At 67.5% G+C, this 14,425-nt stretch carries 14 protein-coding genes; 5 read left to right on the plus strand and 9 right to left on the minus strand.

Annotation, left to right across the window (positions count from 1 at the left end; translation table 11 throughout):
- Together ACLD7X_RS13690 and ACLD7X_RS13695 are read right to left on the minus strand one after the other, a co-directional pair.
- Positions 1–233: P-II family nitrogen regulator (locus ACLD7X_RS13690; RefSeq protein ID WP_425625223.1), on the minus strand; the 233-nt coding region annotated here is incomplete at its 3' end.
- A gap of 193 nt (positions 234–426) precedes the next feature.
- Positions 427–651: a DUF4278 domain-containing protein gene (locus tag ACLD7X_RS13695; protein ID WP_411424210.1), complete on the minus strand. Its 225-nt coding sequence runs from the start codon at positions 649–651 to the stop codon at positions 427–429.
- Between the two features lie 626 nt (positions 652–1,277).
- On the opposite strand from ACLD7X_RS13695, the gene ACLD7X_RS13700 reads away from it, so the two are divergent.
- Positions 1,278–2,639, plus strand: coding sequence for an ammonium transporter (locus ACLD7X_RS13700; protein WP_425625224.1), 1,362 nt, complete (start codon positions 1,278–1,280; stop codon positions 2,637–2,639).
- Positions 2,640–2,717: 78 nt separating this feature from the next.
- On the opposite strand, the gene ACLD7X_RS13705 is transcribed toward ACLD7X_RS13700, so the two are convergent.
- Positions 2,718–3,050 (minus strand): hypothetical protein, encoded by a 333-nt coding sequence (locus ACLD7X_RS13705; RefSeq protein WP_425625225.1) that lies wholly within the window; start codon positions 3,048–3,050, stop codon positions 2,718–2,720.
- Between the two features lie 371 nt (positions 3,051–3,421).
- On the opposite strand from ACLD7X_RS13705, the gene ACLD7X_RS13710 reads away from it, so the two are divergent.
- Positions 3,422–4,312: a hypothetical protein gene (locus ACLD7X_RS13710; protein ID WP_412007083.1), complete on the plus strand. Its 891-nt coding sequence runs from the start codon at positions 3,422–3,424 to the stop codon at positions 4,310–4,312.
- On the opposite strand, the gene ACLD7X_RS13715 is transcribed toward ACLD7X_RS13710, so the two are convergent.
- The 5 genes from ACLD7X_RS13715 to acsF all read right to left on the minus strand — a co-directional run bounded on the left by ACLD7X_RS13715 (position 4,261) and on the right by acsF (position 10,600).
- Positions 4,261–6,615: a CHASE domain-containing protein gene (locus ACLD7X_RS13715; RefSeq protein ID WP_411424214.1), complete on the minus strand. Its 2,355-nt coding sequence runs from the start codon at positions 6,613–6,615 to the stop codon at positions 4,261–4,263. The genes ACLD7X_RS13710 and ACLD7X_RS13715 overlap by 52 nt on opposite strands.
- 5 nt (positions 6,616–6,620) lie before the next feature.
- Positions 6,621–7,211, minus strand: a complete 591-nt coding sequence (locus ACLD7X_RS13720; RefSeq protein ID WP_411424215.1) for a LuxR family transcriptional regulator — start codon at positions 7,209–7,211, stop codon at positions 6,621–6,623.
- 119 nt (positions 7,212–7,330) lie between these two features.
- A complete protein-coding gene (hemN, locus tag ACLD7X_RS13725; protein WP_411424216.1) occupies positions 7,331–8,683 on the minus strand; it encodes an oxygen-independent coproporphyrinogen III oxidase in 1,353 nt (450 codons plus the stop codon).
- 53 nt (positions 8,684–8,736) lie between these two features.
- Positions 8,737–9,483, minus strand: coding sequence for a biliverdin-producing heme oxygenase (locus tag ACLD7X_RS13730; RefSeq protein WP_411424217.1), 747 nt, complete (start codon positions 9,481–9,483; stop codon positions 8,737–8,739).
- Positions 9,484–9,574: 91 nt separating this feature from the next.
- Positions 9,575–10,600, minus strand: a complete 1,026-nt coding sequence (acsF, locus tag ACLD7X_RS13735) for a magnesium-protoporphyrin IX monomethyl ester (oxidative) cyclase (protein ID WP_411424218.1) — start codon at positions 10,598–10,600, stop codon at positions 9,575–9,577.
- Positions 10,601–10,865: 265 nt separating this feature from the next.
- Between acsF and ACLD7X_RS13740 the strand changes: the two genes are divergently transcribed.
- The 3 genes from ACLD7X_RS13740 to gorA are packed head-to-tail and all read left to right on the plus strand — an operon-like array spanning position 10,866 to position 13,203.
- Positions 10,866–11,171, plus strand: a complete 306-nt coding sequence (locus ACLD7X_RS13740) for an ArsR/SmtB family transcription factor (RefSeq protein WP_411424219.1) — start codon at positions 10,866–10,868, stop codon at positions 11,169–11,171.
- 2 nt (positions 11,172–11,173) lie between these two features.
- On the plus strand, positions 11,174–11,821 hold the full coding sequence (locus ACLD7X_RS13745) for a pentapeptide repeat-containing protein (RefSeq protein WP_412007082.1): 648 nt from the start codon (positions 11,174–11,176) through the stop codon (positions 11,819–11,821).
- Positions 11,822–11,838: 17 nt separating this feature from the next.
- Positions 11,839–13,203: a glutathione-disulfide reductase gene (gene gorA / locus ACLD7X_RS13750; protein WP_411424221.1), complete on the plus strand. Its 1,365-nt coding sequence runs from the start codon at positions 11,839–11,841 to the stop codon at positions 13,201–13,203.
- Positions 13,204–13,282: 79 nt separating this feature from the next.
- Here the strand turns inward: gorA and ACLD7X_RS13755 are convergent.
- Positions 13,283–14,425 (minus strand): HAD-IC family P-type ATPase (locus ACLD7X_RS13755; RefSeq protein WP_411424222.1); only part of this gene is annotated, 1,143 nt, incomplete at its 5' end.

The following is a 14,425-nucleotide window of genomic DNA, read 5'->3' on the forward strand; positions in this document are numbered from 1 at the left end:
TCACCGGTGTGGGCGGTGGTCCTGATGGCCTCGATCACCGAATCCAAGGACTGATCGGTCACCACGGTGGTGATCTGCATCTTGGTGAGGAGTCTCGCCTCGACCTTCACGCCGCGGTAGACCTCGGTGTGCCCCATCTGTTTGCCAAAACCCTGCACCGGGGTGACGGTCATGCCGTTGATGCCGAGGGCCACCAAGGCTTCCTTGATGGCGTCCAGCTTCTCGGGGCGCACGACGGCTTGGATCTGTTTCACGCAATACAGGACCTTGTGTCCCAGGTTTAAGGGCTGATGGGGTGGCGTTCTGTAGCAATGACACCCTTCTTTGACATTGTGGCCCCTTGGTGGCCCTGTTCGTCCTGCCCCTTCCCGGCTGGCCGCTGGCCTCTGCCACCGTCAGGGCACAGCGACCGCCGGGCCATGGGCCTCAGGCGTGGCCGTTGGCCTGCTGGGTGCTTTCGCGGGAGTGGTGGTGGTAGCTGGTGCCGCGATACTGCAGTTCCACCAACGGATCCACCGGGGCGGCTTCGTGCCGCAGCGGGGCAAAGAAATGGCGGCCGCGGTAGGTGTGCTCCACCGCCTCAGCGGAGGGGTGCTCGTGCTGGTCGGCGTTGTAGGGGATGCCGCGGTAGCGCAGTTTGGAATCGCTCATCGTGGGGACCTCTTCGGAAAGGAGAGCAGACGGTCCGTCAGAGACGGCCGGGGTGAAGGAGAGGAGCGTTGCTTCACCCGGCCATGGCCGGGTTACTTCCAGCAGACGTCTTGCCGGGGATACCGCGTGCTGCCGGACGCTGATGGACAGAGGCCGGGCAGTCGAACGGGGTGGACCGGGACGTACAGATCAACGTTTTGTCCTGTTGTCCTGCAGGCCTTGTTCCACAGGGCTTGCCCTGCAGCCTGTACCTGCCAGGCCTTTTCTAGCGATTGCCGCTGTCCATGGTGAACATAATTCCGTCTTTTTAACAAAGCTTATTTCGGGCCGGCTCGGCAGTGGCGGCGCGCGCACCTTCGGTCGTCCGCGTCGCCGCCGCGGAGGTCGGCGCCTCGAGTTTTCTGTATCGAAAAGAACATCGGAGTGACCGGCTTGCGCGCATTGTCACTTCCGATGGATGTCCGATGGCATCCAACCCCACCGTGCAGCCGCCTTCTGAACTGCCCATGACCATCGCATCGCACCCTCCCAGGCGACCGAAACGCCTCAGGGAGGCGAGTTTGTCGGATGCCCCCTCGCTTTTGCTGGGTCGCATTCGTGGCCTTTCCTCCAGCCGCCTCGTCTGGTTGGCCTGCGTTCCCGTGGCCCTCTTCGGCCTGGGTGTTTTCAACCTCACCGCCCACGCCGCCGAGCTGCCGGAGCTCACCCCAGCCTTCCTCGCCAACAACTTCTTCCTGTTCATCTGCGCGGTGCTGGTGATCTTCATGAACGCCGGCTTCGCCATGGTGGAAGCCGGGCTGTGCCGTCAGAAGAACGCCGTCAATATCCTGTTCAAGAACCTGCTGGTTTTTGCCGTTGCCGTTTCGGCTTACTGGTTCATCGGCTACAAGCTGATGTACAACGCTGACTGGGTCATTCCCGGTTGGTTCAAATTCGGGGGCCTGTTCTTCGATCCCACCGTCACCCCCGAAATGGTGACCGAGGGCAAGCTGGTGCCCAGCGTCGACTTCCTCTTCCAGGCCGCCTTCGCCGGCACGGCCGCCACCATCGTCTCCGGTCTGGTGGCCGAGCGGATCAAGTTCGCCGAATTCGTGGTCTTCTCCCTGCTCCTGGTCGGCATCGTCTATCCGATCCTGGGGAGCTGGCAGTGGAACTTCCCCGATGATGCCGGTGCTGGCGGTGGCTGGCTCAGCACCCTGGGCTTCATTGATTTCGCCGGTTCCACGATTGTGCACTCCGTCGGTGCCTGGGCCGGCATCGTCGGCGCCGCCCTGCTCGGCCCCCGCATCGGCAAGTTCGTGGGAGGCAAGCCCCAGGCCATTCCCGGTCACAACCTGGCCATCGCCACCCTGGGTTGCCTGATCCTCTGGATCGGCTGGTATGGCTTCAACCCCGGCTCATGGCTCTCCCTGGCTCCTGAGGTTCCCTACATCGCCGTCACCACCACCCTCGGTGCTGCCGGTGGTGGCATCGCTGCCACGCTGACCTCCCAGTTGCCCGGGATGGGACCCGACAAGCGCCCTGGCAAGCCTGACCTCACGATGACCATCAACGGCATCCTCGCCGGCCTGGTCGGCGTGACCGCCGGTTGCGACGGCTTTTCCATGCCGGCCGCCTGGGTGGTGGGCTTCTTTGCCGGTGTGATCGTGGTGTTCTCCGTCGCCTTCATCGACGCCATCAAGATCGATGACCCCGTGGGTGCCTTCTCCGTCCACGGCAGCTGCGGAGTCTGGGCCACCCTGGCCGTGGGCCTGTTCAACACCGACAAGGGCCTGTTCACCGGCCATGGCTTCAGCCAGCTCGGCATCCAGTTCGTCGGGGTCATTTCCTACGCCGTCGCCGCGGTTGTGGCCTCGCTGATTCTCTGGTCGATCATCGGAGCCGTCTTCGGTGGGCTTCGCGTCACCGAGGAAGAGGAGATCATCGGCCTTGACATCGGTGAGCACGGCATGGAGGCCTATCCGGATTTCGCCCCCAGTGCGAAATAGGCCGCTCATCGGCTGACCCTCAACGTTGCTCCATCCCCAAGTCCGCTCCTCCAGGAGCGGACTTTTTTGATGCTGAGGTCAGTTGGTGTTGCCCGCGCCGCGCGACTTCCTGGAGCTGGAGTTGAACCCATCTTCGGAGTTTTCGGAGGCGGGCTGGACGACCGGGGCGCTGGATCGGATCCGGCTCGGCGCGGTGCTCATGGCCTGTGGATTGGAGGCCAGGCCCACCGGCGCCACCGATCGGCCGGAGCTCTTGCCCGGCTCGGCCTGCACCGGCCAGGTCCCGAGGCCGATCAACAGGGTGCTGGCCAGGATCAACCCCGCGGCGAAGGGGCGGCGGGAGCAAGCCAGGCGCGACGCCAGGCGCGAAGGGAGGAAGCGGGGCATGAAGGGTTGCCTGCCGTGGGTCACCCATCACTGTCACGGCCCAGCCGATGGGAGGCATGCCTTCGATGAGGTATCTCTGCCTCCTCCTGATCGATCACTACCACCAATGAAGTAGGCCGAGTTCCATGGCAGAGGAGCCAGGTCCGCAAGCCACTCCTGCGGTTGAACACAGGTCACGATTGATGAAGTTGGCAGCCATCTTGACCGCCCAATCCCTCGTTTTCACGATACATTGACATGCCATAGAAATCCTGGCCTTCCTTTCCTGTTGATCAACTAGCTCAACAGCCTTGGTTGTTCTTGGCGGGTTATGGCATGACAGTTCTGGCGGCCGATTCATCTCTTCGGGCCGATTCATCTCATCGGGGCGATCAAGATGGTTGATGTTGATCAAGATGGTTGATCAGGAGGATCTGGAAGCCCTCGACAGTCTGCTCTGGATGTCGAGTTCCCATCGTGCGGCCTCGATCACCCACACCAACCAGAGCACGGTCATCCGCCGCACCCATAAGGTGCTCTCCATCTTCGGTGGCCATGTGGCACGCACGCCGCGAGGCTGGCGGGTCCGCGGAGCTTCCGAGATGCTGAAGCTCGAGCGCAGGGTGCACCAGTGTTTCCGCTTCCGCGCTCGCCGCCCCCTGCGACTGCATGCCCCCTACTGGTCGTCCTCGGAGCTGTGGCGTCTGCCGATGGGGCCCTGGATCTGCAATCCTCCCGATCGCACCCATGCCTGTGAGAACCCCCTCGACCTGCTCACCGAGCGGATCATCGATGCCTGTCTGCTGACGCCCACCCAGCTTGAGGAGATCAGCCCTGAGCAGGCAGCAGCGCTGGCGATGTTCCCCATCTACCGCAGTTCGATCGATCTGCTGATCTGGGCGGGGCCGGCCACCGCGGCGGTGACGGCCGAGGCCAGGTCAGCGGATGCTGCCGGTGGCGGGGCGTCTGCGGTTCAGCTGCACCTGTTCCCGTTTCTGCCCCACTCCTGTCGAAGCCGATCTGCGGCCTGGTTTCAGCAGAACGGGGATCAGGATCTTGAGATTCCTGCGATCAGCAGCATTCAGAGGGGGCCGCGCTACCGGGCAGCCTTTCTCACCCCCGAAATGCTGAGGCCTCTGGGGCTGCAGGTCGTCACTGAGCATCAGGTTGGTCTGCCCTACACGGAAACTCTGGTGTACCTGGCCGAGCATGCCGGTGAGCCCGGCACCCATCAGTTGATCGACGTTCTGGTGGATCATTTCGCCGCGCGGCCGTTTCCGGTGGGCCGTGAGGAGCGGCGCCGCTGAGCCATGGATGCCGCGCGCTGACGGCTGCGGCGCCAACTCGGGACTGCTGGAAAACCGATCACGACCCTTGCCCCTCCCAGGGGGGATCGGCCCAGCTCAATCGTGCCCTGATGGTTCTCAACGGCACACTTCACCAGGAACAGCCCGATGCCCATGCCCTCCGGCTTGTCGCTGCTCAGCACGAGGGCCTCGATCTCCCGCATGCTCTGGGGAAATCCAGGCCCGTCATCTTCCACGTCGAGCTCCACACCCAAGGGGCTATCCCGCAGCGCGAGCCTGAGGAGGCCTCCGGGGCCGGTCGCCGCGATGGCGTTGCGCATCAGGTTGACCACCATCAGCTGCAGCTGATTTCTGTCGCCTTCGATGGGATGGGGCTGCTCCAGCCCCTGGGTCTCCAGGGTCATCGCCTGCAGCTCCAGATCTCCCTTGAGGACCAGCAGCGCTGACTCCACGGCCTCGCGGAGGTCGAGGGGCCTGAGCTGAGGCACGTCGTTGCCAAGCAGGTTGCGGATCCCGTCGAGGGCACCACTCACCTGACGGGCATCCCGCACGATGCCCTCGGCCAGGGCCGAGAGCTGATCGTCCCGTGGGCTTGCAAGACCTGATCGCTTCGGCAATCCCTGGATGGCGCGAGCCTGGAGCAGCAGGCGCGCCAGCGGCTGCTTGATTTCGTGGGCCTTGGCCGCCGCGGTGAGGCTGGTGCGCAGCTTGCGCTGCAGTTGGGCCTGACGGAGACGTTCCGTGCCGGTGGTGAGCAGCAGGAAACCTTCCAGCGGCGCACTGATCAGCAGACCCACCAGGGGGATCCAGGCGGATCGGCTGTCCAGTCCATCCATCCCCCAGGACGGTGTCGGAGTCACTTCCAGCCGCCAGGCCTGTCCGCCCACCTCGAGGGGCCTGCTGAGGCTGTTGGCGTCGCTCCGGGCTGACGGCGCGATGGCTTCAGCGGCTGGAATACGGGCCAGTTCGCCGGGCTCACGCCCCGGGCGGCTCTCCAGCAGTCGCAGTTGAAACTGCCGCCAGGCCGGATCCCTGAAGCTCTCCTTGAGCAGATCCCCCAGCCGGTACACCCCCACCACGTAGCCGCGGGGAGCCTCGATGGGAAGGATCAGCAGCACGCCCTTCTGGCCGCCACGCTCCTGCACCAGCTGGATCGGAGGTGTGGCCTTCGGGCTGCCCGCGGCACGCGCGGCGTGGAGCGTCGCGGCACGCACAGGATCGGAGCCGATGTCGAACCCCAGGGCCGCGCGGTTGGCGTTCAGCGGCTCGATCAGCGCCACCGGCACCAGGGTCGGGCGCCGGCCGGCCGCCACGAAGCTGCCATCCCGCTGGCGTTCGGTGATTCGGAAGCCGCCGCGGCCAGGGAGCTGCCGTTGACGGGCTTCGAACGAGCTCCGCCCCTGGTCGGGCACCTCCGGATTCCAGGAGAGGGCGTGGAGGCCCGAGAGCCGCTTGAGGTGGCTGGTCGTATAGCGGCTGAATTCCTCTGGCGACGGCTCCCCGGTGGCTTGGATGAGGCTCTGCAGGCCGTACAGAGCCTCCTCATGGGCCAGCAGGGTGCGGCGCAGACTTTCCTCGGCCAGCGTCGCCCGCTGCTTCAGGCGCAACGCCAGTTCGCGCTGTTCGAGCCAGCTGGCATGAAGCAGGGCCACCAGGGTGACGGCCAGAACGAGCAGGGAGGGCAGGGCCACGATGCGGCGACGCCCCCGCCAGAGGTCGCGCTGGGATGGCAGGGCCATCAGGGTGAGTGGGGCGAACACGATCACCCCGATCGCGTCGCTTGCCCACCAGGTGAGCCAGGCCCGTTCCAGCTCGGCCTCAGGGATCACCCCCGCCGCCAGGAGCGTGAGCACCCCCACCGTGGCGCCGATCAGGCAGGCCAGCGGTCCGGCCAGGGCGATGAAGTCGAGGATCTCACCGCTGCGCAGCAGGGATGGGCGCGGGCCGAGGCGTCGCCGCACCAGCTGGGCGCCCAGTTGGGCCTGAAGGGTGGTGGCGAGGCTCACCCCGGCCGCCCCCAGCAGGGTGGCCGGCAGCGTGAGGCCGCTGAGCGTGAGAACCGCAAGGCTCAGCAGGAAGGAGCCGATGGCCAGGCCCACCCGGCGGCCTGGCCGATCGGGGACCATCATCCCCAGGGCGATGCCGGCCGCCGGCCAGAGCGGGTCGGCCCAGCCGGTGCCTCGGAGCGCGGCCCAGGAGAGGGCTCCGCCCAGCAGGTAGAGCGCGCTCATCTGCAGGCAGGCCCGCAGGGGCTGGCCGGCGGGCTGTGCCAGCGTTCGCCCAGGCTCGCCGGGGTGCGGCATCGGGATCAGGCCTGCTGCGGCAGGTTCCCTGAGGCCAGCAGCACGAGTTCAGGCCCCTTGAATCCCAGCTTGGCGATGATGTTGCGCCGATGGGTGCGGGCCGTCAATGTGGAGATGGTCAGGCGGCGGGCGATCGCTTCGCTGGAGCACCCCTGCCCGATCAGGGCGAGCACCTGCCGTTCCCGCGCGGTGAGTGCCGCGAGCGGGTCGTGCTGGTTCACGGTTCCCACCCGGCGTTGGACCTCCCGCTGGAGGGTGAGGTGGAGGGTGTCCACGGCGCTGCCCTTGTCCACCACGGCCAGGATCGCCTCGTGCAGGCGGCGGGAGCAGGACAGCCGATCGCTCTGGGCGGAGAGCACGACCACCCGGGCAGTTGGATTGTCCTGCAGCAGGCATTCCGCCACCTCCACCCCCTGCCCGTCGGGGAGGAGCAGATCCATCAACAGCAGATCAGGCCTGTGGGCACGGCAGAGGCGCTTGCCGTCCTCCACGCTGTGGGCGACATCCACCACCGTGAGACCAGGGATCCGATCGAGCTCATGGTGCAGAAGCTCGGCCAGCAGAACCTGGTCCTCGAGGATCACGGTGTCAACCACGAACCTGAAAAGCCCTGGACCCATCAACCGTATCGGGCCTTTCAGGGTGGGGGATCTGATCGTCACGTTGCATCCTCAAGGATGCGCAGTCAGCATCGTTGGCGAAGCGGCCTGACGTTTCACACCAGGCGCGATCCGCTCGCCCGGCGTCGCTGCTCGGGATCGAGCACCGCGGCGATGCTGCGGATCAGCCAGCGCCCCTCCGTGGTCACGCGCACCCGTCCGACTCCCTCAGCCTGGCTGAGCTGCACCAGCCCGTCGTCGGCCAGGACCTGCAGCTCGGCCCATTCCAGGCCGAAGCGGGCCAGGTCCAGCTCCACCTGGAAGTGGCACATCACCTCCTTGATCAGCTCCCGTCGCTCGAGCACCGCCGCCTCCCGCACCGCCACGCCCCGCTCCACCGGCAGCCGGCCGGCTTCGACGGCGCTGCTCCAGGCCCGGAGGCTGCGCTCGTTCTGGCAGGTGAGGTGGGAGAACTGGCTGATCGCCGTGGGACCGACACCCAGCAGCTCCAGCTCCCCGCCGGTGGTGTAGCCCTGGAAATTGCGGTGCAGGCTGCCGTTGCGGGCCGCCACGGCCAGGGCATCGCCCCTGAGGGCGTAGTGGTCCATGCCGATGGCGTCGTAGCCGTGGTGGCTGAGCTGCCGGTTGGCGTTCTCCAGCATGGCGATGCGCTCGCGCTGGCTCGGCAGGTCGTCCGCGGCGATCCGGCGCTGCAGCGGCAGCTGCTCCGGCAGATAGGCGAAGGAGAAGAGAGAGATGCGGTCGGGCCGCAGCTCCTGCACGAGCTCCAGGGTGAGTCCGAAGCGCTCCGGAGTCTGGAGGGGCAGCCCGCAGATCAGATCCACATTGATGCTGTCGAAGGCCGCCTCGCGCAGCCACTGCATCGAGCGGCGCAGCTGCTCCACCGCCACCACCCGGTTCACCGCCTTCTGCACCTCCGGGTTGGCGTCCTGGATCCCGAAGCTGATGCGCCGGAAGCCCAGCTCGCGCAGCTGCAGGGCCTGGTCCCGGCTGAGGAACTCCGGGTTCACCTCGATCGAGGCCTCCAGGTCGTCCTCCAGCTCGAAGTGGCGCTCGATCAGCTGCCAGAGCTGGCGCTGTTCCTCGGCGTTGAGGTAGTTGGGGGTGCCGCCCCCCCAGTGCAGCTGGGCCAGCCGGCGTCGCCGGGGCATCGCCGCCGTCACCAGCTCCAGTTCCCGGGCCAGGGTGGCGAGATAGGGCGCAACCACCTTCGAGCCCCGTTGGGTGGTGACCCGGTTGCAGCCGCAGTACCAGCAGGCATGGCGGCAGAAGGGCACATGCACGTAGAGCGACAGGGGGGCCTCGCTGGGCCGGCCCAGCTGGGTGCGCAGCTGGCTCTCTCCCACGGCGTCGGTGAAGGCCGCGGCGGTGGGGTAGCTGGTGTAGCGCGGCACCGGCTTGTCGTACTTGAGCAGCAGCTCCAGCGGGGTGAGCAGGGTGGCGGCCATGGCAGGGGAGGGGGAGACGGGGTGGGCTGGAGAGGGGGGCTGGGGGCGGAGCGTCAGCGGATCAGCGCCAGTTCGGCCAGCAGCGACTGGGTGGCGCCAAAGGCCAGCTCGGCCTCCTCCAGCAGCTCCTGTTCCTCCTGGTCGGAGAGCTGCAGCTGCTCGAATCCCTCGTGCAGGGCGGACTTGAGCTCGCCCGTGGGCCGGTCGAACACCCAGAAGTTCAGGTTCGGCAGGTCGTGGCGCTCCAGGATCTGCCGCGCCTGTTCCGCCAGCTGCTGGCCTCCCGAGAGGTCCCCGCCGTAGCGGACGTAGGCATGGGCCATCAGCCGGTGGGGCGCCTGGTCCGCCAGGACGCGCAGCTGCTCCAGCCACACCGCCGCCGCTGCCGACGGGGGCGTGGCCGGCAGGCTCGCCAGGATGGCCTGGTCGTGGCGCAGGGCTGCGGAGCGCTCCAGGGCCGGCCAGGGCCACGGATAGCAGCAGGATCCGAGGGCCGCAGCCACCGCGGGGAGCCGGCTTTCCAGCAGCGCATAGGCCGGGGCCAGGTTGCGGATCAGGGCCGCCAGTTGCAGCGGTGTGGCCGCGCCGGCCAGCAGCGCCCGGGAGAAGGGCATGCCTTCGGCCTGGTGGTGGGCCCGGCCGATGCGGGCGTGCAGCTGGCGCACCCGCCGACCCAAGGTCCGGCGATGCTGGGCGTCAGCGACACCGGCGTGCTCCGAGATCGAGGGGGCTGTGGCGCTGGGTTGGCAGGTGGTGGGTCGGGAGGTGGTGGCTGTAAGGGGGCTGACGGGGGTGGCCATGGGATCACAGGGGGTGAAACCTCGCCGCAGGGAGGGGCGGGGATGGAGGGAGCGGTCAGGCGAATTGGCTAAAAACAGAACAACGATGCCGTTATTCTGTTTTGCATGGTGTGGCCATGGCGGCTGGGGTGGGCAGCATCGGCTGGGCGAACTGCCTGATCAGCAGCCCGGCCAGCTCCCAGCGCAGTGCCAGCTTCCGCAGGCCCCGGCTCTGCCGCTGCGAGCGAAACGTGGCCACGATCCGATCGCGCAGGCCGAGGAACTCACTCCCTTCCAGGTCGAACACCCAGGGGAAGGCCCTTCGGGCCGTGCGGTTGGTCTGCTGCATCACCTCGGCGTCGAACTGGTTGGGATCCATGCCGAGGATCCGGTAGAAGTCACCCCGCTCGCAGACGGTGAGGCTGTGGGTCAGGAAGACACTCCACAGGAAAAAGCGACTCAGCAACTTGCCGGGGAAGCCGCGTTTCAGTTCCGGCCAGCAACGGATCAGCATGTTGAAGATGTCGCCGTGCCGGTTCTCGTCCTGACACCAGGGTTCGAAGAAGTCGAACAGGGGTGCAAAGTTGTGATCCGGATTGGCCTTCAGGTGGCGATCGATGAGGATGTAGCGCCAGTAGCCGATTTTCTCGGACAGATAGACCGAATAGAGAACCCAGCTGAGTGGGAACCAGGTGATCGGACGCTTGCTGCTCAGGGTCGGCAGATCGATCGTGATCGCCTCGGCGACCAGGGCACGGTTCAGAAAGCCGGCGTGGCGGGCCTCGTCCCGTGCCATCAGCTGGAACAGCTCACCCAGGTCCGTCCGGCCGGCCTTGTGGAGCCTCCGGGAGAGTTCCTTGAACAGCAGAAAACCGGAGAATTCCGAGACACAGGAGCGCACGAGATAGCTTTCATAGGCTTCCTTCTCCTCCGCTGTCAGGCTGCGCAGGCGCTCGAGGGGCGCCCGGCGGTCGAAATGCTCGCGGTTGTAATCCGTCTGCATCTCCTTGAGCATGGCCTCGAAGGCGGGTCTCTGGTCCTCCAGGTCGGTTCTGGCGGCCTTGTCGATTTCCGTGGTGTAGAACCGCGGCGTGAGGAGGTCTTCGCGGAGGTGGGGCGCGGCGGCGGTGCTCGTCATGCTCGGGCGGGGACGGCGATGAAGGGGTGTCGGACTGCGGGGCGACCTGCGAAGGCCGGGCGGCCGGCTCCCAACAGATAACACCAGCGTGATTCCATGGAATCGGAGAAACTTGAAACTGTCTCAATCCGCTACCAGGTCAGCGCGTCAGCCCAGTAGAAGGAAGGCCTGTAGTGTGGAACGGCGGAGCCAGGGCTGACCCGCCCCTGCCCCCGCAGCCTCGCCTGCTGCCTGCCCTGCCCCCTCCTCTGCCCCCTCCCCTGTCATGGAAGCCCTCGCCGAGTACTTCAAGGTGTTCTCCGAGCCCAACCGGCTGGCCGTGCTGGAAGCCCTGCGGCAGGGGCCGTTGAATGTCACCGCCGTGGTCGAGCGCACCGGCCTCAGCCAGGCTCTGGTCTCCAAGCACCTCAAGCTCCTCACCATCGCCGGGGTGGTCAAGCGCAGGCCCGAGGGAAGCCTCGTCTTCTACGAGGTGCTCGACCGGAGCGTCTTCAAGCTGCTGGCCCAGGCCGAGAAGCTGCTGCTCAGCTCGCGCCGTCAGCAGCTCGATGCCCTGGCGGCCATTCTGTGAGCGTGTCCCGCCTGCCCGCCAACCTGCAGGAACTGCGTACGGCCCTGGCCGAAGGTGAACGCCGTTTCCCGGGCTTGCGGCTCGGGGATCTCGACGGCGTCGATCTCGATCTGGCCGCCTGCGATCTCCATGGCGGCTGTTTCAAGGAGGCGCGCTTCGGCCGCGCCATCCTGCGCGGGGCCAATGTCGAGGGCTGCTGCTTCCAGCAGGCGCTGATCTGGGGGGCTGACCTCTCGGCGCTGCAGGCCCGAGGCTCCCACTGGCACGAGGCCGATCTCTCGGGTTCCAGGCTGCAGGGGGCTGATTTCTCCGGCGCCCTGCTGCACCGGGCCTGCCTGCGCGGGGTGGTGGCGGCGGGAAGTCTGTGGCGGCAGGCCCGGCTGGTGGAGGCTGATTTCCGCAGCGGTCTCGACCAGCTCACCGATCTCGGCGGCAGTGACTTCCACGGTGCGGACCTGAGCTTCGCGCTGTTGCAGGGGGCCCAGCTCCATGGGGCCGATCTGCGCACGAGCTGCCTCTATGGCGCCAATTTCACGGGAGCGGACCTGCGGGAGGCCGACCTGCGGGGTTGTGATCTGCGGGATGTGCAGCTCGGTGGCGCCATGCTGGAGGGAGCCCGCTTGGATGGGGCCCCGTTCCCCCCTGCCTGAGCGCCGCGAGAGGTTGCATGAGCGAGTCCTTTGATCTGATCGTGCTGGGGGCCGGTTCGGGTGGTCTGGCCGCCGCCAAGCGGGCCGCTTCCTACGGGGCCAGGGTGGCGATCGTGGAGGGTGATCGGGTGGGCGGCACCTGCGTGATCCGCGGCTGCGTGCCCAAGAAGCTGCTGGTGTACGGCTCCCAGTACCGCCAGCTGCTCGCCGATGCCCCGAGCTACGGCTGGCATCTCGGTGCGGTGCGTTCGGACCCGGCCACCCTGCTGGCGAACGTGCGGGCGGAGGTGGATCGGCTCAACCAGTTGCACATCGGTTTTCTGGAGAAGGCCGGCGTTGAGCTGGTGCGCGGCTGGGGCCGGTTCAGGAGTTCCGACTGCGTCGAGGTCACGGCCGCCGATGGCTCGGTGCGGGAGTTGCAGGCGCAACGGATCCTGATCGCCGTGGGCGGCCGCCCCCACCGCCCCCACATTCCCGGTGCCGACCTGGGCTGGGTGAGCGATGAGCTGTTCGAGCTCGAATCCCTGCCGGATTCCATGGTGGTGGTGGGGGCCGGGTTCATCGCCTGCGAATTCGCCGGGATCCTCAACGGTCTTGGGGTGCAGGTGACCCAGCTGGTGCGGGGTGATCACCTGCTCCGCGGTTTTGACCGGGAGGCCAGCCTTGCCGTGCAGGAGGCCATGGAGGCGGCCGGCATCGTGCTGCGGTTCGCCCACTCCCCGGCGGCCATCACCGGGGAGTGTGCTCCCGGCGATCTCACCGTCACCAGCCAGAGCGGCGAGCAGTTTCCCTGTGGCGGGGTGTTGCTGGCCACCGGCCGCCGCCCGTTCCTGCAGGGCCTCAACCTGGAGGGGGCCGGCGTGGCCGTGGAGGGGCATCGCATCCCGGTGGATCCCGAGCAGCGCACCAACGTGCCCGGCATCTATGCCGTCGGCGATGTCACCGACCGGATCAACCTCACGCCGGTGGCCGTGGATGAGGGGAGGGCCTTCGCCGACAGCGTCTTCGGCGCCAAGCCCAGGCGTGTGGACCACAACCTGGTGGCCTGTGCGGTCTTCTCCCAGCCCGAGCTGGCGTCGGTGGGGCTCACCGAGGAGGAGGCCACCGAGCGCCATGGTGTGGAGGGCCTCACCGTGCACCGGGCCCGTTTCCGGCCGATGAGTCAGGCCCTGCCGGCCCGCGGTCCCCGGGTGCTGTTGAAGCTGATTGTGGAGAACGCTTCCGGCAGGGTGGTGGGCTGCAGCATGGTGGGTGAACATGCCGCAGAAATCATCCAGATGGCGGCGATTGCGATCGGGATGGGGGCCACCAAGGCCGATTTCGATCGCACCATGGCCCTGCATCCCTCGGTGGCCGAGGAGTTCGTCACCATGCCCGGATGATCCGCCGCCCGGATCTGCGGATTCCAGGGCCGGAGCCGGCTGGACCCTGACCGGGCTGGTCCCGGTGTGCTGGTCCCCTTCAGGGGGCGTGCCACCAGCGTTTGCGGGCGTCGTCGGCCAGCACGATCACCAGCGGTGTGAGCCCCATCCAGCCGAGCCAGGCCGCTGGAAAGGGCGCCATGGAGAAGAGGGCGGCCAGGGGGGGCACGGTGATCAGGGCCAGGGTGAGCAGGGTCTCGGCGCCGATCCCCAGCAGCAGCAGGGGGTTGGCCCGCCAGGTCGCCAGCCCCAGCTGGCTGAGGGCGGGCTGGCGCTCGCTCCTGCAGGCCAGCAGCACCCCCAGCTGTCCCAGCACGATCGTCGTGAAGGCGGCGGCGGAGGCCTGGTGCTGCAGGTCCAGCACGTCCGCCCCGGCGCTGCCGTCCAGCAGCGATGGGGCGAGGTGCCGCAGTGTGAGCGCGTCGACGCCCTGGGCCTGCCAGGCCAGCAGGTAGGCGCTCAGAGAAAGGGCGCCCTCGATCAGCCCCAGAAACAGATAGGCCCGCACCAGCAGATGGCGATCCAGCAGGTGCCGATCCCTGGGGCGCGGAGGCTGGCGCATCAGACCGGCTTCGGGCGGCTCCGCCCCCAGACCCAGGGCCGGCAGCAGGTCGGTGCCCAGGTCCACCGCCAGGATCTGCAGCACGGTGAGGGCGGCGGGGATGCGCAGCACCACCATGGCCAGGAACGGCAGGATCTCCGGCACGTTCGAGGCCAGGATGTAGGTCAGGAATTTGGCGATGTTGGCCACCACCGAGCGGCCGTAGCGCACCGCCGTCACGATGGTCGCGAAGTTGTCATCCGTCAGCACGATGTCGGCCGCCTCCCGGGCCACATCGGTGCCCACCAGTCCCATCGCCACCCCCACGTCCGCGGCCCGCAGCGCCGGGGCGTCGTTCACGCCGTCCCCCGTGACGGCCACCACCTCCCCGAGGCTCCGGTAGCTCCGCACCAGCCGCAGTTTCTGCTCCGGCGCCATCCGTGCGAACACCAGCCTGCTGCGGTGACGGAGCAGCTGGCGCAGCTGCACATCGCTGATCTGATCCAGATGGTCACCCTGAATCACCCGCACCGGGTCGGCGTGGACCGGATGGGCCGCACCGATGGGGGGATCCAGCAGGCCGATCTGGTGGGCGATGGCCTGGGCGGTGAGGCCGTAGTCGCCGGTGACCATGGTCACCTT

The sequence above is a fragment of the Aphanothece microscopica RSMan92 genome (assembly GCF_046613545.2).
Classification (GTDB): domain Bacteria; phylum Cyanobacteriota; class Cyanobacteriia; order PCC-6307; family Cyanobiaceae; genus NIES-981.